The organism is Herbaspirillum sp. ST 5-3 (genome assembly GCF_004804275.1).
Lineage (GTDB): Bacteria > Pseudomonadota > Gammaproteobacteria > Burkholderiales > Burkholderiaceae_D > Noviherbaspirillum.
Window position 1 is genome coordinate 15,781 of the sequence record NZ_STGI01000012.1, and the last position, 21,316, is coordinate 37,096.

Annotated in this window: 19 protein-coding genes; 15 read left to right on the plus strand and 4 right to left on the minus strand. The window is 61.9% G+C overall.

What is annotated here, in order from left to right:
- Nucleotides 1-28: 28 nt before the first annotated feature.
- Genes E6W33_RS20185 through E6W33_RS20210 form a run of 6 tightly spaced genes read left to right on the plus strand, consistent with a single transcriptional unit; the run spans nucleotide 29 to nucleotide 5,758 of the window.
- Entirely contained in the window at nucleotides 29-706 is a 678-nt protein-coding gene (locus tag E6W33_RS20185) for an energy transducer TonB (protein ID WP_211097396.1), read from the plus strand.
- A gap of 30 nt (nucleotides 707-736) precedes the next feature.
- The gene (locus E6W33_RS20190; RefSeq protein ID WP_136419133.1) at nucleotides 737-2,863 is read left to right on the plus strand and encodes a TonB-dependent receptor; all 2,127 of its coding nucleotides are present in this window, start codon (nucleotides 737-739) and stop codon (nucleotides 2,861-2,863) included.
- Between the two features lie 24 nt (nucleotides 2,864-2,887).
- Complete coding sequence (locus E6W33_RS20195) at nucleotides 2,888-3,610, plus strand: MotA/TolQ/ExbB proton channel family protein (protein ID WP_136419134.1); 723 nt, start codon at nucleotides 2,888-2,890, stop codon at nucleotides 3,608-3,610.
- Between the two features lie 9 nt (nucleotides 3,611-3,619).
- Complete coding sequence (locus E6W33_RS20200; RefSeq protein WP_247869717.1) at nucleotides 3,620-4,054, plus strand: biopolymer transporter ExbD; 435 nt, start codon at nucleotides 3,620-3,622, stop codon at nucleotides 4,052-4,054.
- On the plus strand, nucleotides 4,041-5,273 hold the full coding sequence (locus E6W33_RS20205) for a sialidase family protein (protein ID WP_211097397.1): 1,233 nt from the start codon (nucleotides 4,041-4,043) through the stop codon (nucleotides 5,271-5,273). Before E6W33_RS20200 ends, E6W33_RS20205 begins: the two co-directional genes overlap by 14 nt.
- 2 nt (nucleotides 5,274-5,275) lie before the next feature.
- Nucleotides 5,276-5,758, plus strand: coding sequence for a redoxin domain-containing protein (locus E6W33_RS20210; RefSeq protein WP_136419135.1), 483 nt, complete (start codon nucleotides 5,276-5,278; stop codon nucleotides 5,756-5,758).
- A 25-nt stretch (nucleotides 5,759-5,783) separates the two neighbouring features.
- Here E6W33_RS20210 and E6W33_RS20215 read toward each other — a convergent pair whose 3' ends face one another.
- Nucleotides 5,784-6,308 carry an SRPBCC family protein gene (locus E6W33_RS20215; RefSeq protein WP_136419136.1) on the minus strand — a complete coding sequence of 175 codons (525 nt, stop codon included), beginning with the start codon at nucleotides 6,306-6,308 and terminating at the stop codon, nucleotides 5,784-5,786.
- A gap of 62 nt (nucleotides 6,309-6,370) precedes the next feature.
- Nucleotides 6,371-7,219 (minus strand): helix-turn-helix transcriptional regulator, encoded by an 849-nt coding sequence (locus E6W33_RS20220; RefSeq protein ID WP_168798702.1) that lies wholly within the window; start codon nucleotides 7,217-7,219, stop codon nucleotides 6,371-6,373.
- 302 nt (nucleotides 7,220-7,521) lie between these two features.
- Here E6W33_RS20220 and E6W33_RS20225 point away from each other — a divergent pair, with 302 nt between their 5' ends.
- Nucleotides 7,522-9,768, plus strand: a complete 2,247-nt coding sequence (locus E6W33_RS20225) for a diguanylate cyclase (RefSeq protein ID WP_136419138.1) — start codon at nucleotides 7,522-7,524, stop codon at nucleotides 9,766-9,768.
- Nucleotides 9,769-9,792: 24 nt separating this feature from the next.
- On the opposite strand, the gene E6W33_RS20230 is transcribed toward E6W33_RS20225, so the two are convergent.
- Nucleotides 9,793-10,704, minus strand: a complete 912-nt coding sequence (locus E6W33_RS20230) for a LysR family transcriptional regulator (protein ID WP_136419139.1) — start codon at nucleotides 10,702-10,704, stop codon at nucleotides 9,793-9,795.
- A 136-nt stretch (nucleotides 10,705-10,840) separates the two neighbouring features.
- Between E6W33_RS20230 and E6W33_RS20235 the strand changes: the two genes are divergently transcribed.
- The 6 genes from E6W33_RS20235 to maiA all read left to right on the plus strand — a co-directional run bounded on the left by E6W33_RS20235 (nucleotide 10,841) and on the right by maiA (nucleotide 16,082).
- Nucleotides 10,841-11,383 carry a VOC family protein gene (locus tag E6W33_RS20235; protein ID WP_136419140.1) on the plus strand — a complete coding sequence of 181 codons (543 nt, stop codon included), beginning with the start codon at nucleotides 10,841-10,843 and terminating at the stop codon, nucleotides 11,381-11,383.
- Nucleotides 11,384-11,453: 70 nt separating this feature from the next.
- Nucleotides 11,454-12,020: a TRAP transporter small permease gene (locus tag E6W33_RS20240; protein ID WP_136419141.1), complete on the plus strand. Its 567-nt coding sequence runs from the start codon at nucleotides 11,454-11,456 to the stop codon at nucleotides 12,018-12,020.
- A complete protein-coding gene (locus E6W33_RS20245) occupies nucleotides 12,017-13,294 on the plus strand; it encodes a TRAP transporter large permease subunit (protein ID WP_136419142.1) in 1,278 nt (425 codons plus the stop codon). Before E6W33_RS20240 ends, E6W33_RS20245 begins: the two co-directional genes overlap by 4 nt.
- A 28-nt stretch (nucleotides 13,295-13,322) precedes the next feature.
- Complete coding sequence (locus E6W33_RS20250) at nucleotides 13,323-14,309, plus strand: TRAP transporter substrate-binding protein (protein WP_136419143.1); 987 nt, start codon at nucleotides 13,323-13,325, stop codon at nucleotides 14,307-14,309.
- Nucleotides 14,310-14,345: 36 nt separating this feature from the next.
- Nucleotides 14,346-15,368, plus strand: a complete 1,023-nt coding sequence (locus E6W33_RS20255; protein WP_136419144.1) for a fumarylacetoacetate hydrolase family protein — start codon at nucleotides 14,346-14,348, stop codon at nucleotides 15,366-15,368.
- Nucleotides 15,369-15,428: 60 nt separating this feature from the next.
- The gene (maiA, locus tag E6W33_RS20260) at nucleotides 15,429-16,082 is read left to right on the plus strand and encodes a maleylacetoacetate isomerase (RefSeq protein ID WP_136419282.1); all 654 of its coding nucleotides are present in this window, start codon (nucleotides 15,429-15,431) and stop codon (nucleotides 16,080-16,082) included.
- A gap of 11 nt (nucleotides 16,083-16,093) precedes the next feature.
- On the opposite strand, the gene E6W33_RS20265 is transcribed toward maiA, so the two are convergent.
- On the minus strand, nucleotides 16,094-17,236 hold the full coding sequence (locus E6W33_RS20265; protein WP_168798703.1) for a GNAT family N-acetyltransferase: 1,143 nt from the start codon (nucleotides 17,234-17,236) through the stop codon (nucleotides 16,094-16,096).
- Between the two features lie 504 nt (nucleotides 17,237-17,740).
- Between E6W33_RS20265 and E6W33_RS20270 the strand changes: the two genes are divergently transcribed.
- Entirely contained in the window at nucleotides 17,741-18,088 is a 348-nt protein-coding gene (locus tag E6W33_RS20270; protein ID WP_211097398.1) for a hypothetical protein, read from the plus strand.
- 62 nt (nucleotides 18,089-18,150) lie between these two features.
- A complete protein-coding gene (locus tag E6W33_RS20275) occupies nucleotides 18,151-21,315 on the plus strand; it encodes a PAS domain S-box protein (protein WP_168798704.1) in 3,165 nt (1,054 codons plus the stop codon).
- Nucleotide 21,316 lies beyond the last annotated feature (1 nt).

Here is a 21,316-nt window from a genome sequence, read left to right on the forward strand (position 1 = left end):
CCATCCAACGACTTTCAAAGGCACTGCCTTGAAGCACCTGTCCTACACGTCCGTCGTGGCATCGGCCACGACGAGTGGCCCACGAACGGCCACTTTCCTGCTCGTCCTGGGCCTGCATGTCGCGCTCGTCGCATGGGTGTCGCGTGCACCACTCGGCACGCCGTCCGAACCGGTTCCGATCAGGATGGCGGTGCGCACCGTTGCGCTGCCCGCGCAGAAGCCGCAGGAAATTCCCAAGCCAGTTGTTCAGCAAGCGAAACCACTTCCGCAAGCCGAACGGCCCGTTGTGCGGCCTACCGCGCCAGCAACAGCGCCATCGGTGTCAGCTGCGGTACCCCATGCCGAACAAGCACCGGCGATCGCATCGCAGCCCTCGGTACCGGCAAAGGAAGAAGCGCCGCCGATGCCTGCGCCCGTGGCAGTGACGGCGGCACGTTTCGATGCCGACTACCTGCAAAATCCCGCCCCCGTTTTTCCGGCCCTGTCGCGCAGGATGCATGAAGAGGGAAAGGTGCTGCTGCTGGTACAAGTGTCTGCCAAGGGCGAGGCGGAGAACGTGCAGATCAAGCAGAGCAGCGGCTATATCCGCCTCGACGAAGCCGCCGTCAACGCGGTGCGCAAATGGCGATTCATCCCGGCGCGGCGCAGCAGCGAGCCGGTCGCCAGCAGCGTCGTCGTGCCTATCGTGTTCCGCCTCGATAACTAATGCAATGAATTCAAACCAGGGATCACAACAATGAAATCCAGCTACCAACCACTCTGTATCGCCCTGATTGCCGCATTCGCGGAATCGGGCCATGCCGCGCTTGCAGCGGCTGACGCACCCGTTCTCGACGAGGTCGTCGTCAGCGGCTCGCGGGCCGCGACCAAACTCGTCGAGACTCCACAGGCCATCGGCGTCGTGAAGGACGATGCCCTCAAGCGTGACAAACCCAAGACGATGGGCGAGGTCATCAACCGCATTCCTGGCGTCTACTGGAACGATCTCGGCAACGAGCAGCACAGCATGGGAATTCGCCAGCCGATCAGCACCAATGCGGTGTATCAGTATCTCGAAGACGGCATTCCGATCCGCCCGCTCGGCGTGTTCAACCACAACTCGCTGAACGAAATGAACCTCGCCGGCACCGAAAGCGTGGAAGTGGTGAAAGGGCCGGCGTCCTCGCTGTATGGCAGCAATGCGGTCGGCGGGGCGATCAATTTCCTGACCGCCGCACCGTCGCGCACACCGACGGCAAGCATCGGCGTGCGGCATGACGATACTGCGGGTTTCACGCGCTATGACAGCGCGGCGAGCAATACCTGGGACAAGCTGGGCCTGCGCTTCTCGCATTACAGCTCGCGCCGCACGCGCGACAATTGGCAGGAGTACAGCAACGGGAGAAAGGATTCCTTCTCGCTGCGCGGCGACTATGCCTTGAGCACCGCCTCCCAGCTGCGCGCGACGCTGGTGCATACCGACCTGGATGCCGCGATGACCGGCAGCCTGTTTGAAAACGACTACCGCACGAATCCCGGCAAGAGCCTCAACACCTTCACCTATCGCAAGGACAAGACCACGCGCGCCAACCTGGCATGGGAAGGCGAAACGACGCAGAATGGATTGACCACGATCACGCTGTTCAGCCGCAGGAACGACCATGGGCAGATACCGAGCTACACGATCGGCAGCTGCGTCGGGACCACCTGCAAGGGCAGCATCAACAACAACCATGTCGATTCGCTCGGTGTCGATGTGAAGCATCAGCAGGAATTCGACTGGCTGTCCTCACGCCTGATCGCCGGTGTGTATATCGACAAGAGCGACAACCCTTACGTCAGCGACAACCTGAGCATCACGCGCGATCCGGCGAGCGGAAAATATGTCAGCTACACGATGTCCAACGCTGCCGATCCGAAGGGCGTGCGCGACTTCCAGGCGGACATCGACAACGTCGCGGCCTTCGCACAATGGGAGTTCACGCCGCTGGCGAAGACGCGCGTGGTGGCGGGCGGGCGCATCGACACTATCCGCTACGACTATCACAACAAGCTCTCGCCGGCAGGCAGCATCAATTTCGGCGCGCCGGACGAATCGCGCAGCTTCTCGCACTTCAGCCCGAAAGTCGGCGCTACCTATGCGCTCAACAAGGATGCCAGCGTCTACACCAATCTCAGCGAAGGCTTCACGCCGCCCGAGGTGCTCCAGTTGTATGGCAAGACCGGCATTCCGAATCTGAAGCCATCGACCTACGACAACTACGAGATCGGCTTGCGCATGGCTTTCCTGAACGGCGCGCTCAAGCTCGATTCGGCGCTGTACCGCCTCGATGGTCGCGACACCCTCGTGAACTACACCGTTGCGCCGGGAAACACCGAGTACCGCAATGCCGGCCGCACGCGCAGCCAGGGGCTGGAACTCGGCCTGAGCTATGACGCGGGCGCAATCGACATGCGCTTCGGCACCACGATCGCCTCGCATCGCTTCCGCAAGTACCAGGTGTCCGGCACGCTGGATTACAGCGGCAAGGACATGCCGCAGGCGCCGCGCGACATCACGACCGCGGAGATCGGCTACAAGCCGGTGCAGGGCGCGCGCATCGCGCTGGAACTGGTGCATCAGGGCGAATACTGGATGGACAACGCCAACACCGTGAAATATCCCGGCCACACGCTGCTGAACCTGCGCGCCCGGTACCAGTTCGCCAAGGGCTGGGAGGCATGGCTGCAGGCGCGCAACTTGACGGACAAGCAGTATGCGGATTCCGCGTCGAGTTCCTATTCCGGCGTCGGCACCTATTCGCCGAACACGCAAAACCAGTACACGCCCGGCGCACCGCGCAGCATCATGGTCGGCCTGGCCTACACCTTCGATGCCCGCTAGTTACATGCACACAAGGAGTTCATCATGAATGAAAAACTCGGAGTCGCCCACTTCTGGGCACAAGGTGATGCGGTATCGCACACCGTCGCCATTGCATTGCTGTTGATGTCGGCCCTCAGCTGGACCATCGTGATCGGCAAGCTCGTTGCGCACCTGCGCACTCGCACCTCGACCATCGCCGCCATGCAGTCGTTCTGGAATGCGCCCTCGCGCACGCAGGCGCTCGACACCATCCGCAAGGAAGACCGCAGCGGCGTGTTTGCCATGGTCGCGACCGATGCGGTGCTGGCTGCGCAAGCCTGGGAAGAAAAGGCGACCACGGGCGTCGATGCCAGCGAGTTCATCGGACGCACGCTGCAGCAATCGACCCTGCTCGCACAGGCGCGCGTGGAGCGCGGCCTGACCTTTCTCGCTTCGGTGGGATCGACCGCGCCCTTCGTGGGATTGTTCGGCACCGTGTGGGGCATCTATCACGCGCTGATCGGTCTATCCGGCGCCACGCAAGTGGTGCTGGACAAGGTGGCCGGCCCGGTGGGCGAAGCGCTGATCATGACGGCCGCCGGCCTGTTTGTGGCGATCCCCGCCGTGCTTGCCTATAACGCCTTCACGCGCGCCAACCGGCTGGTGCTGGCGCAGCTCGACGGCTTCGCCCACAGCCTGCACGCCTGGCTGGCCGCCGGCGTGCGGCTCGACGGGCAGGCACGTGCCGCAACCGTCACCGCGCTGCGTGCAGCGCAATCGCACTGAGGAGCAAGCGTGGCATTCAACTACAAGCACAACAACGGCGGCATGACGCAGCCGATGGCGGAAATCAACACCACGCCGCTGGTGGACGTGATGCTGGTACTGCTGGTGATCTTCATCATCACCGCACCACTCTTCAATCAGGCGGTGCCGATCGACCTGCCGAGGGTCGATGCCAGTCGCATGGACGACAAGCCGCGCACGGTGCAAGTAGCGCTGGACGCGGAAGGCAAGGTCTTCGTCGATGGCGCAGAGGTGGCATTCGAATCGCTGGATGAGCGACTGCGCGCCAGCACAAGCTCGGGCATGCCCGCGCCGGAAATGCAGTTGCGTGCCGATCGCGGCACGCGCTATGAGCGGGTCACGGCAGTCATGGCCGTGGCGCAGAAGAACGGGATCAGCAAGATTGCCTTCGTGACCGGGGGAGAAGACCATGCGCGCCACTAATTTCTCCACTCTTTATCGTACCGTCGCGGCAGTCTGCATTTTGATTGCGAGCGCTTTGTCGCTCGATGCCCGCGCACAGGCGGGGCATGCGCATCACAACGTGGCGACTGGAAAGCGAATCGAACTGGGCACGACTGTCGCCCTTGATGCAGCCGGGCGCTTCTGGGCGGTCAGCAAGGAGAGTGCCGGCGACGCGCAGTTCGTGGTGCTTCAATCATCCGACGATGGCGGCAGGACATGGTCATCGCCCGTGCGCATCCAGAAGGAGCCTGAAGCGATCGCGGCCGATGGAGAAAACAGGCCGAAGGTCACGATCGGCAAGCAGGGTGAGATTTTCATCACCTACACCAAGCCGCTCGCCAAACCGTACACCGGCGAGATCCGCTTCGTGCGCTCGCTGGATGGCGGAAAAACCTTCCTGCCACCGATCACCGTGCATGCGAACCGCGACGAGATCACGCATCGCTTCGATTCTCTCGTCGTCGATCGCAGCGGCCGCATTTATGTCGCATGGATCGACAAGCGCGATGGCATCGCCGCCGCGGCGCGCAAGGAGAAGTACAGGGGAGCCGCGCTGTACTATGCCGTGTCGGAAGATGGCGGCGCAAGCTTCAAGGGCGACATCAAGATCGCGGACCACTCCTGCGAATGCTGCCGCATCGCGCTGGCCCTCAATCAGGAGGGGCGGCCGGTTGCGATGTGGCGCCATGTCTTCTCACCCAATGTGCGCGATCATGCGATGGCCGAGTTGACGCACGAGGGCAAGGCCATGCCTCTGTCGCGCGCATCCTTCGACAACTGGCGCATCGACGCCTGCCCGCATCACGGCCCGTCGCTGGCGTTCGGCGATGACGGTACGCGCCATCAGGTCTGGTTCAGCATGAAGGATGACGATGGCGGCATCTTCTATGCCCACGCGACGCCGGCCGGAAAGCTGAGCACGCCGATCAAGCTCGGCGCGCCCAATGCTGAACATGCAGAAGTGGCCGTGGATGGCAAGCGCGTGGTGCTCGCCTGGAAGCAATTCGATGGAAAATCGACCGCCATCTTCGGCAAGCTATCCAATGATGGCGGCACGACCTGGCGCGATCAGGAACTCGCGCGCACCGAGGGCGCATCCGACCATCCGCACCTGTTGAACACGCCATCAGGCATCCTGCTCGCGTGGCGCACGCAGGCCGAGGGCATCCGCATCGTGCACGTGCAAGGAGAGAAATAATCATGCGCAAGTTGATTGCATCGCTTCTGGTCGCGCTGTGTGCCCTTGTCCCCTGCTTGGCGAATGCGGGACAGATGCTTCAGGCATTTGAACCGGACAGCCTCGCCCACATCATTGGTACGCAGAAGGGCAATCCATTCATCCTCGTTGTATGGTCGCTTGATTGCGTCTATTGCCAGGCGAGTCTGAAAGCGCTCGCGCAAGAAAAACGCAAGCACAAGGACTTGACCGTGGTGACGATTTCCACCGACGCCGTGAATGACCCGGAAGCGGTCGCTCTCATGCAAAAGCGCCTCGACGCGCTCGGCATGACGCGCCATGCCTGGGCCTTCGGCATGGCGCCGCCGGAGCAGTTACGCTACGCCATCGATCCCCGCTGGCATGGCGAAAAACCGCGCAGTTACTGGTTCAACGCACGCGGAGAAAAGACCGCGTATTCGGGCGTGATCACGGCCGAGATGATTGGCAGATTCGCTGCACGCTGATCTGCCACGCCGAAAAAATCACGCGTCACTGCGCAGCTTCCAACAACTGTTTCAGGTGACCCAAGCCGGCCGCGAATATGCCACGAATCGTCGTCTTGATCGCTGCGTCATCCACCGGCGCATCCTGCTTGCGGCGGAACTGCGCCTGCCATGTCACCGTGGAGCCGCCGTCGCCGGCGGGCGCAACCGCAATCGATGCGCCATAGTCGGTCACAGGCAACGGAGAATCGAGCAAGGTGTAGCGCTGGACCTTGCGCGCATCGTCATGCTCGCGCAACTGCTCCGTCATCCGTGCGCCATCCTTGAGCGTGAGCAGACGAACCGCCTGCCGTTCGTTGTTGCGACCTTCCGTCAACCGCGTTGCGGCGACGGCGGGATGCCAACTCATGTTGTCGAAGTCCTTGACGGCCTTCCACACGGCGTCAGGCGCTGCCGCGATGACGACACGTTCCTGCACATCGAGCAGCGAAGCCGATGCGGCAATGGCAATGCCATTTGCAAGCATACCCATGCCGAGCGCCGACAACTGTAATAGTGCGCGAACCTTCATGTACCTATCCTTTCACTGAAATAACCCGAATGCTTCACGCCGAAGCATCACCAAACCCGCTTTCAATCACTGGAAAGCGTGCCGTGGATTTTTTCAGGAACGAGACGCGGCGTATTGTAAAAATGCGTCTTCAGGCGCGCCTGCTGCAAGTAGGCCAGCGGCGAGAGGGAAGTGAGGGACTTGAATTCGCGGATGAAATGCGATTGATCGAAATAGCCGTGCGCGAGAGCGGAATCCGCGCAGCTGGCGGACGGATCGAGCACAAGCGTCCGCGCGGTCTTCTGGAATCGGCCCAGGCGTTTGGCTTCAACCGGTGTCTGCCCGGTGACCTGCAGGAAACGTCGCTCCAGCTGGCGTCTGCCGAGATTCAGGTGCGATGCCAGTTGCTCGATGGATAGCGCGTCGCAATGACGATAGAGATGCGCAGCCGCGACGCTGACCAGTGCATCGCTTGCCGTCTGCTCCAGTTGTCGAACGAAGAAGTGCTGCAGCAATTGGACGCGCGCATCATTGGACCCGGCGTCGGCCACGCGACCGGCAAGCGTATGTCCCGCCCTGCCCCACAAGTCTTCCGCAGCCGGTTGCTGGTCAATCAATTCATTGCCGGGCACCCTGGTGAAGTGATGCAGTGCCCCGGCGCGGAACCGGACGGCCACGAATCCCAGCCCGCCCATCTCGGCGAGCGCGACCGGACGTCGGCGGATGCAGAGCAGATGCGCACTTGGCAGAGCGTGACTGTGCCTGCCTTCGATTTGCCGGAACGGCGTGCGATAGTGAAAGAACATTTCGGCGCCGGTACCGGGAAGGAGCGAGGGCAATGAGATGACCTCGCGCTCGTCGGATTCCCAACCCCAGAACCGGTCAATATACCGACTGAGCAGCGGCGTTGGGAAGCGGGTGAAGGTACGCATGCGGTTTGGCAGGGTTGTTGGCTCGAGGCGGGCGGCAGTTTGCGAGCCTGTCCTCCGCATCTTGCCATGGCCGGGCTGCTGTCACAATATCCGGTCCATGGGAGGCATCAGGTGTTCTGGCTTGCCCCTTGCAAAGACATCGACCTGCATGGTCACCCCGCCTTCGCCGCCCCAAACAGATAACAATTTGCAAACTCATACCGCCAGTCAATGCAAATCCAAAACAAAGAGTCCATAATGAACCCAGTGGCTGTCATCAATGGATCGATGAAGGATTGTGCAATCCCTCCTTTCTATCAACGATGCAAACCCGCACAAAATCAACGCCATTGTTCGCACACTGGCTCATCCTGAGTGCCGCACTGCTGGTCCTTGGTGCGGCCGGTGTCTTCTATTTCCTTCAGGGACAACACCGCACGCAGCAACGCGAAACGGAACGCTTGCTGGCACAGTCCCGTGTCATCCAGGAAAACGTGAGCCAGAACCTGCTGGCGGTGAACCAGACGCTGCTTGATGTCCGCACCCGGATTTCGGCGCTTCGCGCAGCGCAGGAGTTCGATTTCTATCTCAAGACGCTGGCCGATGCGATGCCGGCAATCCGTACCCTGATCGTTCTCGATGCGCAGGGCGACGTGACAGGCGCAAGCCGCGCGGAATTGAAGGGCCGCAATTTCAGTCAACGGGAGTATTTCCAGGAAGCACTGCGGAACCCGGATCCGGAAATGCTCTTTGTTTCGCCGCCTTTTGAGACATCGCTCGGCGTGTATTCGGTCACGCTGACGAAGGCATTGCTCGATGCTCGCGGAAACTTTGCCGGCGTCGTGACTGCCACGCTGGATCCGAATTACTTCGCTCCCTTGCTCGAATCGATCCGCTACACCCCGGACACCATGACTTCCATCGTGCATTGGAGCGGCACGCGCTTTCTGGTCCGGCCGGACCAGGGTAGCGCGCCCGCAATAAATCTCCTGCAGCCCGGAACATTTTTTTACCGCCATCGCGAGAGCGCTCGGGAGACTTCCGTGTTTTCCGGCAAGGTGTACGCCAGTGGCGAGGAGCGCATGATTGCGCAGCGCACGATCATGCCCGCCGGCCTGAAGATGGACCAGCCGCTGGTGGTTGCCGTGAGCCGCAAGCTCGATCGCATCTACGCCACCGTGTATCGAGACATCGAGATCCTGGCTGCGATTTACGCGCTGATCTCGATGCTCTCCATCGCCGGCCTGTATGCGTATCAGCGCGAGCATCGGGAATCCGCGGCCAGGGAAGCGGAAGCATTCAGGATGGTGGAAGAGAGCGAACGTTTCATGAAGATGATCGCGGATCATTTACCGGGCATGGTCGCCTACTGGAACAATGAATTGCGTTGCCGCTTCTCCAATGCGGCCTATCTGGAATGGTTCGGCAAGACGCCGGAGCAAATGCGCAACATCCGCATCCAGGACCTGATGGGTCCTGAGCTGTTTGCGAAGAACGAGCCGTACATGCGTGCCGCGCTACGCGGCGAGCCGCAGTTGTTCGAGCGTACGCTGACCAAACCCGACGGCAGTGTCGGTTATACCTGGGCGCAATATATTCCGGACAAGGAGGGCGACACGGTGAAGGGTTTCGTGGTGCTGGTATCGGATGTCACGAAACTCAAGCAAGTCGAATTCGCGCTGGCCGAAAGCGAGTCGAAACTGAAGACCATCATCGAAACCGAACCGGAGTGCGTCACGCTCCTGTCGCTCGATGGCACCGTGCAGCAGATGAACCGTGCCGGGCTCGACATGATCGGCGTCGATGCCGAGGAGCAGATTGCGGGATCGCGGCTATGCGACATGGCTGTTCCGCAATATCAGTCCGCATTGCGCGAACTGAATACGAGTGTCGTCAGCGGCGAGCGCGGTCGACTCGCTTTCGAGCTGGTCGGACGCAAGGGGACGCATCGCTGGCTCGAAGCGCATGCGGTGCCGATGCGGGACAAGGACGGCAGCATCAATGGATCGCTGTGGGTGATCCGTGACATTAGCGACCGCAAGAAAGCGGAACAGGAGCTGGAGAGGCTGGCCCAAACCGATTTCCTGACCGGCCTTGCCAACCGCCGCCAGTTCCTGTTACTGGCGGGGCAAGAGTTGTCCCACGCCGCACGCTATGGCGGCCCGCTGTCGGTGCTGATGATGGACATCGACCACTTCAAGAAGATCAATGATACCTATGGCCACAAGTGCGGCGATATTGTTCTTCAAACCTTTGCCACGCTGTTTCATGACACCATGAGGACCGTCGATATTACCGGTCGCCTTGGCGGCGAGGAGTTCGCGGCCGTATTGCCGCAGACCGATGGGGAACACGCATTGGAAGTGGCGACACGCCTGCTGGAAATCGTCTCCGCCGCCGAGGTGCGCCTCGAGGATGGGCGATCGATCCGCTTCACCGTATCGATCGGGCTGGCAAGCCGGGTCGACACGATCGACAGTATGGATACCTTGCTGGCGTGCGCCGACGCCGCGCTCTACGAAGCGAAGAATACCGGTCGCAACAAGGTTTGCGTTTACCAGAAGGCATAGTGCGTCAAGAAGCCTTGCCCGGCGCTATTTGTATTTCGCCATGCCTTCCCGCTCCACGAACGCCAGCAGAAACTCCACGAAGCTTTCCGCCGCCGGCAAGGGCGAACGGCCATGGCGCGAGAACACGAAGAACTTGCGCGTCACTTCCGGTTCATGCAGGCGGCGCATCTGCAACTGGTACAGCTTCACCAGCGATTCCGCATAGGGAAGACAGGCCGCGACGCCCAGATCGGCGCTCACCATCGAAAGCGCCGTCGTCATGAAAGTCACTTCATTGCTCGGATTGAGCGTCAGGTCGCGGAACGATGCGTGCAGGTCGAGCGCGAGCTTCTCGGAGAATTGGCCCTGCAGGGCGATGAAGGGATAGCGCATGGCGTCCGCCCAACTCACGCGTCGCTTCTTTTCCAGCGGATGCGTCTTCGGGAAAACCAGCATGAAGGGCATTTCGAACAGGGGCATGGCGTCGACGCCCGACACCAGGTCGCGCTCCGGTCCGACGCCGATATCCACCTCGCCGCTCAGCACGCGCGACACCACGCTTTCCACGCCGCAATCGACCAGCTTCACCTGCACGTTCGGATACTGCAGCCGGTAGGCCTTGATCACCTCGGGCAGCAGCGTGCAGGCCATCAGTTGCGGCACGGCCACGCGCACCAGGCCTTTCTTCAGGGCCTTGAGGTTGTTGATTTCGCCCAGCGCGCCGTCGAGGTCCAGCACCAGCTTGTCGACCAGCGGATAGAACTCCTTGCCGACGTCCGACAGTCCGAGGCGGCGCGTGGTGCGGTCGAAGACCTGCACGCCGAGCGTCTGCTCGAGTTCCTTGATCAGGCCGCTGAGCGCGGATTGGGTCACGTGCAGGCTGTCGGCGGCGCTGGTAAAGCTGCCGGTCCGGACGACGGCGATAAATGCCCGCAATTGGCGTAGGGTCACACTCATCAGATTTGCTGATAAATCCAGTAGAAAATCCCGTTTGAATGATAAACCGGTTTGGACTTTAATGCTCCTTGTACATGTTGCTTTCAACGCGGCACTGCACCGCAGTGCTTCCGCAAACCACTCAAAGGAGACAGGAATGAAGGTCAAGAAGATTCACCACGTCGCATACCGTTGCAAGGACACCAAGCAGACCATCGAGTGGTATCGCAAATACCTCAACATGGAACTGGTGCTCGCCATCGCCGAAGACCAGGTGCCCTCGACCGGTGCGCCCGATCCCTACATGCACATCTTCCTCGACGCGGGCAACGGCAACATCCTCGCCTTCTTCGAACTGCCGAACCAGGCGCCGATGGGCCGCGACGCGAATACGCCGATCTGGACCCAGCATCTGGCGATGGAAGTCGACACGATGGAAGAAATGCTGGAAGCCAAGAAACGTCTCGAAGCCGGCGGCATCGAAGTCATCGGGCCGACTGACCACACCATCTTCAAGTCGATCTATTTCTTCGACCCCAGCGGCCACCGCCTGGAACTCGCCGTCAATACCGGCACGCCGGAGATGATGAAGAAACTCGACGAGGTGAAGTGGGCCATGATCGAGGAATGGGATCGCACCAAGAAGGCGCCCAAGCACGCCGCGTGGATGCATGACGGCAGCTACGCTGCCAAGCAGTAAGAGCACGGCCTTTCCTTCCCGCATGGGCAAGGAAAGGCGCACAAGCATAACAAGCAAAGGAGCAGGAGACATGTTCAGCCGCCTCGGAAGATGGGCGTCACGCGGACTCGAAATCGCGATCGTCGCGTGTTTGTCCATCATGGCCATTCTGGTATTCGGCAACGTCGTGTTGCGTTATGCCTTCAATTCCGGCATTGCGGTATCGGAAGAGCTGGCGAGGCTGCTGTTCGTCTGGCTGATCTTTCTCGGCGCAATTCTCGCGTCGGCGCAGCATGCGCACATCGGCTTCGACACGCTGGTCACCAAGCTGCCGACCGCCTGGAAAAAGATCCTGATCGTCGCCACCGGGTCCCTGATGCTGATCGCATGCGTGATCTTCATCGTCGGCGGCTGGCAACAGGCGGTGATCAATCTCGACAACACGTACCCGGTGCTCGGCATTTCGTATGCGTGGCTGTATGCGGTGGCGATTGCATTCGGTGCCGGCATGGTCCTGACCATCGGCGCCAATCTCTGGAAGGCGCTGGCGCACCGCGACAGCGATGACGATCTGGTCCTGATCAAGGACATCGGCACGCGCATCGAGGAAAAGATGGGCGACGTGGCCACGCGCGACACGCAGGAGAAGCCCGAATGAGCGCGTTCATCTTTCTCGGCATCCTGCTGGCGCTGATTACCATCGGCATGCCGATTGCCTTTGCCTTGCTGTTCGCGGGCATCGGCATCATGCTGCAACTCGACCAGTTCGATTCGCAGATCGTGGTGCAGAACGCGATCGGCGGCGCCGACAATTTCGTCCTGATGGCCGTGCCCTTCTTCATTCTTGCCGGCGAGTTCATGAATGCCGGCGGCTTGTCCAAGCGCATCGTCGACCTGGCTGGCGCCTTCGTCGGCCACCTGCGCGGCGGGCTCGGTTATGTGGCGATCTTCGCAGCGGTGCTGCTGGCCAGCCTGTCCGGCTCGGCGGTGGCCGACACCGCGGCGCTGGCGGCGATCCTGGTGCCGATGATGCGCCAGGCCGGTTACGACCCGGCGCGCGCATGCGGGCTGATGGCGGCCGGCGGCATCATCGCGCCGGTGATTCCGCCGTCCATCGGATTCCTGCTGTTCGGCGTGGTGGCCAACATTTCGATCACCCGCCTGTTCCTGGCGGGGATCATGCCGGGCGTGATGATGGGGCTGGCGCTGGTGTTCGCCTGGTGGCTGGTTTCGCGCAAGGCGAACACCAAGCTGGCGCCGAAGATGCCGCTGCGCGAACGCCTGGCCCTGCTGGGCAAGGGCTTCTGGGCGCTGATGCTGCCGGTGATCATCATCGGCGGCTTGAAGTTCGGCATCTTCACGCCGACCGAAGCCGCCGTGGTCGCCGCCGTCTATGCGCTCTTCGTCGGCCTCGTGGTCTACCGCGAGCTGACGCTTGCCACGGTCTACCACTGCCTGCTGGTCACCGCGCGCACCACGGCGGTGGTGCTGCTGCTGGCGGCGCTGGCGATGGTGGCGTCCTACATGATCACCGTCGCCGACATCCCCGGCCAAGTCGGCGCATGGATGCAGGTCTTCGCCGGCAGCCAGTTGCTGCTGGTGATCGCGATGATGATGGTGGTGTTCTTCGCCGGCATGGTGCTCGACTTCATCCCCATCGTGCTGATCTTCACGCCGGTATTCCTGCCGATCGTGCAGCAGGCCGGCATCGATCCGGTGTATTTCGGCGTGGTGTTCGTGATGAATTGCTCGATCGGCATGATCACGCCGCCGGTCGGCGTGGTGCTGAATGTCGTGAGTTCGATCGGGAAGGTGTCGATGTCCGAAGCGGTGCGCGGCGTCCTGCCCTTCCTGATCGCTGAAACGGTAGTACTGGTTGCCCTGATTGTCGCGCCGTCGCTGGTGACGGTGCCGGCATCGTGGTGGCATTGAAAATAAACGAGAGAAGGAGAAACAAGTCATGAAACCAATGCACACTCTGATGGCGTTCGCAATTGCAAGCCTGCTGGCCGGCTCGGCGCTGGCGCAGACGACCGCCAAGTTCGCCGTGACGCTGCCCGAAAAATCACATCAGGGGCAGGGCGTGGCCAAGTTTGTCGAACTGGTGGAAGCCAAGAGCAAGGGCAAGATCAAGATCAAGCCGTTCTATAACGGCGCGCTCGGCAACGACGTGCAGGTCACGTCCGCGCTGCAGGGGGGCACCATCGAATTCACCGTGCCGCAGACCACCACGCTGACCGGCATGGTGAAGGAATTCGAGATTCTCGATTTCCCCTTCCTCTTCAGCAACGAGCAGGAAGCGGAGAAGGTGCTGGACGGCGCAACCGGGCAGAAACTGCTCGACAAGCTGCCGGCCAAGGGCCTGGTCGGCCTCGCCTACTGGGAAAACGGCTTCTTCAATGCCACCAACAGCAAGCATCCGATCGCCAAGGTGGAGGACTTCCAGGGCCTGAAGTTCCGCGCGATCCAGGCCAAGATTTCGCAGGAAACCATCAAGGCGCTGGGCGCCAATCCGGTGCCGCTCGCAGTGCCCGAACTGTACACCGCGCTGGAAACACGCACGGTCGATGGACAGGGCACACCGACCGCAGTGATTGCAGCACTGAAGCTGAACGAGGTGCAGAAGTACCTGTCGCTGACCCGGCATGCGTACGGTGCATTCGTGCCGCTGGTGTCGAAGAAGTTCTGGGACAAGCTGTCCGATGCCGACCGCAACATCCTGCGCGACGCCGCGCTGGAGGCGCGCACTTACCAGCGCAAGGTGGCGCGCGACCAAGCCGCTTCCGCACAGGCGCAGATGGCTGCGAAGGGCCTCCTGGTCAACGAGGTCGCGCCGGCCGAGCGCGCGCGCATGCGCGACAAGGTCAAGCCGGTGTGGGACATGTTCTCGAAGGAAGTCGGACAGGACATGTTCGCGGAAGTGACCCGTCAGCTCGATACGAAGTGATACGCCTCTCCACCTGAACAGGAAAGACAAGGAACCATGAAACTCGCCACGCTCAAGACCGGCGGCCGCGACGGCACGCTGGTGGTGGTCAGCCGCGACCTCACGCAATGCCAGCCCGTGCCGGACATCGCGCGCACCCTGCAGGCCGCGCTCGACGATTGGGAACGCACCGCGCCGCAATTGCGGGAGGTCTATCTTGCACTGAACAACGGCGCCGCCCGCCACGCGCAGCCCTTCGATGAGACGCAATGTCATTCGCCGCTGCCGCGCGCTTATCAATGGGCTGACGGTTCGGCCTATCTGAATCACGTGGAGCTGGTACGCAGGGCGCGCAACAGCGAAGTGCCGGCCTCGTTCTGGACCGATCCGCTGATGTATCAGGGCGGCTCCGATTCCTTCGTCGGTCCGCGCGATCCGATGTATGCGCTGAGCGAGGAATGGGGCATCGACCTGGAAGCGGAAGTCGCGGTCATTACCGGCGATGTGCCGATGGGCGCGACGCCCGAGCAGTGCGCCACCGCGATCCGGCTGGTCATGCTGGTCAACGATGTGTCCTTGCGCAACCTGATCCCGGCGGAGCTGGCGAAGGGTTTCGGCTTCTTCCAGTCGAAGCCGGCGAGTGCGTTTTCTCCGGTGGCGGTCACCTCGGACGAGCTCGGAGATGCCTGGCGCGACACCAAGCTGCATCTGCCGCTGCTGGTGCAGGTGAATGCTCAGCCCTTCGGCAAACCGAATGCCGGCGTCGACATGACCTTCAACTTCAGTCAGCTCATCGCCCATCTCGCGAAAACGCGCGAAGTCGAAGCCGGTTCGATCGTCGGTTCCGGTACGGTGTCGAACAAGCACGACAGCCTGCACGGGTCGAGTATCGACAAGGGCGGCGTCGGCTATTGCTGCATTGCTGAAGTCCGCATGGTCGAGACGATTGAAAGCGGTGCGCCGAAAACCGGTTTTCTGCGGTTCGGCGACACGGTGCGCATCGACATGAAGGATGCGCAAGGCAACAGCATTTTCGGGGCGATCGAGCAGACAGTCGTGAAATATCCAAAGCCGAAATAGCCAACGCTGTTTATCGCATCGCGATATTTCGCATCATCACTTTGAATGATCTCAACAATGCTGAAACTCCATACCTACTTCCGCAGCTCCGCCGCCTACCGCGTGCGTATTGCGCTGAACCTGAAGGGCCTGGCCTATGAATCGATCCCGGTGCATCTGCTGAAAAACGGCGGCGAGCAGTTGCAGGAATCCTATCGCGCGATCAACCCGGCCGGCCTGGTTCCCAGCCTGCAGGATGGCGGGCACATCCTGACACAGTCGCTGGCCATCCTTGAATACCTGGACGAAGCCTATCCGGAAGTGCCACTGCTGCCGCGCGATCCGTTCGCGCGCGCCAGGATCCGGGCGTTGGCGCAAACCATCGCGTGCGAAATCCATCCACTCAACAACCTGCGCGTGCTGAAATACCTGACGGGTACCTTGCAGCTGACCGAAGAAGCCAAGACGCAGTGGTACCGGCACTGGACGGAACAGGGTTTGCGCACGCTCGAAGCGCATCTGGCGCGCAATTCGGGCGAAGCGGAAACCGGTGCCTTTTGCCACGGCGACACGCCGACGATGGCCGATTGCTGCCTGGTACCGCAGGTATTCAATGCGCAACGCTTTCAGGTCGACATGTCGGCCTACCCGACCGTCATGGCCATCCATACCCGCTGCAGCGCGCTGAAAGCCTTCGCGGCGGCACATCCATCGCAACAGCAAGACGCAGAGTAAGGGGGTCGCCCTCAGGAGCGCACCGGCAGCAGGCGGCGCACGCCGCGCAACAAGGCGACGGCCAGCCTGGAGCCGGGATTGCCGTTGCGCCGCACCCTGCGTGCCCATAACCTTGCCCGCCGCAAAGCGCGGGCAAGGGCATTGCGTAGCAGGGTGTCGGGATGGCCGAACATGCGCAGACGCGAACGATACAGGATGAGGTCGTCGAGGTTTCGCTGCGTTGCCTGCAAGCGTGCCTTGTACTCGTCCTGTCCCCACAGCAGGTGGTACTCATTGCCGCCCTTCAGGATGCATTCGCAGGCGGTCAGGTAACAGCACAGGGTGCCGAGCCGGTAATCGTTGTAAGCCGGATCATGGGCCAGCACTTCAAGGAAGTAGTTCTCGCCGGCGCGGTAATTGATGGTGCCTGCGCAAACGCGGCCGTTGATGGTGATGACGGCCACCATGCCGCACTCCATGGCCAGCTGGATGATGCGCCGCGTCGCGTCGTCGTCGTTGATCGACACCTTGCCTTTTCCCGCCATGCGGCTGCGATTGAACTCGACGATGGCGCGAATATGGTCGGGGTCGATGTGACGGCCTTCGGACACCTGAAAGTGGAATGTGGGGAAGTCGCGCTTGAGCTTGTTCAGGTAGCGGTGGATGTAGCTGCGGGTCGCCTTGCCCATGCCGGCAAGGTAGTCCTCGGTGCTGCGCGGCAGCGTGATCACCATGTCTTCCAGGCAGTTGAAGCGCTCGAAGGGCAAGGGCAGGCGGCGTATCATGGCCTGCACCGCATGGAAGGCGATGACGTCGACTTCAGGATAGGTGGCAAGAATGTGGCGCGCAAACCGGCTGACCTCGTGATCATCGAGCAGAATGCCTTCGTTCAGCACCTGCACATGGTTTTTTTCCCGGCGGAACAGCCAGACGGTGACCAGCACGCCATCGTCGAACACGGCGTAGGTGCTGATATTGCTGGTGCGGCCATACACCCTCAGGTGCGACAACGACGAGAACAGGTTGCCGTACAGGCGCAGCAGCGCCGCTTCCGCAAAGGGTGGAACCTGGCCTTCGTGGCATTGAATGGTAATGCCGTGCTCCGTCACCATCCCGAGGGCGACGCGAGCCTGGTCGGCGTCGATGGCCGTAGCAATGGAACCGCGTGCGCTCATCTTCTTGTCTCCGTTTTCTTGTGGCGATTCGTTGTTCGTCATTTATTGAATGTGTTGTGCTTGCTGGGCAATACCGCGGCGCACATGCCTGCCGTCACGCCTTCATGCAATCCATCGCAGTAGGCTTGGGCAGGGCTCGCCTAGATTGGACGGTCAGGGGAGGAAGAGTTCATCGCGCTTGCCGATTGCAATGCGCTTGTTTGTGTGAGCGCAAAAGTGAGGACGGAATCCGCAATCGACGGAATTCCCGCTCCTATATTTATTGGAATTGCCCGCACACGCCGCTGCTATCGGACCATCAGGCAAGCGCGTACTCAACGCCGCCTGCTTTCTGCCCCCGTGATGGTCGAAGCCCGTCCATTTTCCATGCGGGAATCGGGTCTTTGTCCCTTCCGGCAGCGAAAAACCACATCCACTGTAGGGGTTAATCCAGCGCATCGAAGAGTCGCGTAGAATCTGACCAAAAGAACAGCATTCGTCATCGCCTCCAATCAGAAGAACAAATTGATCCGCCGCCTACGCACAGCACTGCGCTCTCCCGCGCACCTCACGCGCCGCTCCGTCCGCGGCCTGTGGGCATTGCAGAACCGGGAACGCATGCGCCTTTGGGCAGAAATGTCCCAGGTGCGGGGCTTGATGCACCTGCTGATGAAGCAGCGGAATGGCTATCGATGGGACGACACGGACCGCCGCACGATCCGCACACAGTTGCGCAAGCTGGCGTCGCTCAGTCCCTACATGCTGCTGTTCGTCTCGCCGGGCGGATTTCTGGCGTTGCCGTTGCTGGCCTGGTGGCTGGACCGGCGCAGGCAGAGACGGCATGACGGCGTGCAGCAGCCGACACTCGAATAATTGAATTGAATCCGAATGCATTGCGCCGCTTTGCCGGCGCAATGCATGTGCCAGGACCCAGCATGCTCGAACAACACAGACCGACGGACAAGACGGCGCACGCGACAGCGGCCCCCATCACCGGGATCGAAGAGATCGAAGAGATCGAAGAGCGGTTCAGCCGCATCACGCGCCTCACGCAGCGCGCATTCAACGCGTCGATAGCCTTCGTGCTGCTGGATGACGCCGGCCAGCGACGGTTCCAGTCGTGCCAGGGATTGGCGGCCGACGACTTGCCTTATTGCCTGCCGTTTTGCGAGAGCAGCGCTGCGGCCGGCGCGCCCGGCGTGATCGAAGATGCCGCCGCCGATCCGTGCTTCGCGACCAATCCGCTGGTAACAGGTCCGACCCAGGTCCGGTTCTATGCCGGATGGGCGCTGCAGAACCGCGCCGGCAAGCGGATCGGCACGCTCGGTCTGTTCGACCGTGCTCCGCGCCGGCTGGATGCTGGCGATGTCGACGCCTTGCGCGACCTGGCGCAGTGGGCCGAATCGGAAATGAACAATCGCGCTCTGCTGCGTGCGCTGACGGTTGCGGAAGAGAGCGAATCGCGCCTGCATGCGGTGGTCGACAGCGTGGCCGACGGCATCATCACGCTCGACCAGTTCGGCAAGATCGAATCGATCAATCCGGCCGCCGTGCGCATCTTCGGCTACCAGCCGGAGGAAGTGATCGGGCAGAACATCAAGGTGCTGATGCCGACCAACTATCACCACGCGCACGACGGCTACCTGCAGAACTTCCGCGACACCGGCAAGACCCGCATCATCGGCCAGGACCGCGAAGTGACCGGACGCCGCAAGGACGGCTCGCTGTTCGCGATGGAACTGACGGTCAACGAAATGTGGCTGGGCGGACGGCGCGGCTTTGCCGGCATCATCCGTGACATCACCGTGCGCCGCGACAACGAGCGAAAGCTGCGCGAAAGCAGCGCGCTGCTGCAGACGGTGATGAGCAGCACCTCGTCCTTCGTGTACGGGCGCGACATGCATGGCCGCTTCCTGTTCGCCAACAAGGAATACAAGAAGGTGTTCGGCTTCGTGCCCGGCCAACTGGTGGGCAAGTCCGTCGAGGATGTCTATCCGCCCGACCTGGCCCGCTACAACCGCGAGAAGGATCAAGCAGTGCTGCAAGGCGGCCCCGGCACGCGGCTGGAAGACGAAGTGCAGGTCAACGGAGACGGGCCGATCTTCCTGGTGGTGCGTTCGCCGCTGATCAACGAGAAGGGCGAGGTGTACGGCGTGTGCGGCGTCGGCACCGACATCAGCCAGCGCAAGGCGGCGGAAGAGGCCATGGCCGCGCTGAACCGGCAATTGGCCGAGACCACCGGGCTGCAGCAGGCCATCCTCAACAGCGCCAACTTCTCGATCATCGCCACCGACGTGCATGGCACGATCCGGCTGTTCAACATCGGCGCACAGCGCATGCTCGGCTACGGTCCGGACGAACTGATCGGCAAGGACACGCCGGAGGTCTTCCACGATCCGGAAGAAATCATCGCACGCGCGCATCTGCTGAGCATCGAGACCGGCCGGCATGTCGCGCCCGGCTTCGAAGCGCTGGTCGCGCTCACCCGGCGCGGCCTCGCCGACGAGCATGAGTGGACCTATATCCGCAAGGACGGCAGCCGCCTGCCGGTGATGCTGTCGGTCACGGCGGTGCGCGATGAACACCAGCGCATCACTGGCTTTCTCGGCATCGCCTACGACCTGACCGAACGCAAGCGGGCCGAGCACATCAAGGATGAATTCATCTCCACCGTGTCGCATGAATTGCGCACGCCGCTGACCTCGATCCGCGGCTCGCTGGGACTCCTGACCGGCGGCGTGGCGGGCGACATCCCTGAGCGCGCGCGGCATCTGCTGCAGATCGCGAACAACAATTGCGAACGCCTGGTGCGGCTGATCAACGACATCCTCGACGTCGAAAAGATCGAGTCGGGCAATATGCGTTTCGACATCGTGCCGCAGCCCATCCTGCCGCTGATCGAGCAGGCACTCGATGCGATGCAGGATTACGCCGCGCAGTATCAGGTCAGCTTCGATCTGCAGGCGCAGGCGACGGACGTGCAGGTGGCGGTGGACGCCGACCGCATGGTGCAGGTGATGATCAACCTGCTGTCCAATGCCGCCAAGTTTTCGCCGCAGGGCAGCCATGTGCAGGTGCGTCTGACGCGTCTGCCTAATTGCATGCGCCTGTCGGTGATCGACCAGGGACCGGGCATCGCGCGGGAATTCCGCGAACGCATCTTCCAGAAATTCGCGCAGGCCGATTCCTCGGATTCGCGCCAGAAGGGCGGCACCGGCCTCGGCCTGAGCATTTCGCGCGCCATCGTGGAAAGGCACCACGGCCGCATCGACTTCGACGTCGCGCCGGACGGAGGCACCGAATTCTATGTGGAATTGCCGCTGATCGCCGGCGAGGGCACATACTCCGCCATGCCCGCTGGCCAAGGGCGTGTCCTCATTTGCGAAGACGATCCGGACGTGGCCCGGCTGCTCGGCATGATGCTGGCGCAAGCCGGCCTCAGCAGCGATATCGCGTATGACGCGGCACATGCGCGGCGCCTGCTGGCGGAAGGAAGCTACGAAGCGATGACGCTGGACCTGGCCTTGCCGGGCGAGGACGGCGTTGCGCTGCTGCGCTGGATGCGCAAGCAGGAAAGCACGCGCCATCTGCCTGTGGTGGTGGTATCGGCGCGCGCGGAAGAGGGGCGCCGCAGGCTGACCGGCGGCGCGATCGGCATTGTCGACTGGATTCCCAAGCCGATCGACCAGGCGCGCCTGATCGCGGCCTTGCAGAGCGTGATGCACAACTCCAGGAGCGATGCGCCGGCGGTGCTGCATGTGGAAGACGACCATGACCTGGTGAAGGTGGTGACCGCCCTGCTGCATCCCGACGTCGCGGTCCGGCATGCGCGCACGCTGGCCGACGCGCGCGACCATCTCGCGGCGGAGTGCTTCAAGGCGATCCTGCTCGACCTGCAACTGCCTGACGGGCACGGTTCCGAATTGCTCGGCACGCTGCCGCCGCTGAACGCGGCGACGCCGGTCGTGGTGTTCGCAGCCGAGGATGTCGATCAGCCAACCATCGACAATGTGCATGCCGCACTGGTAAAGTCGCGCACCTCCAATGAACAACTGCTTGCCATCCTGCACGAACTGATTCGTCAGTCGCGCGGGGAATAAA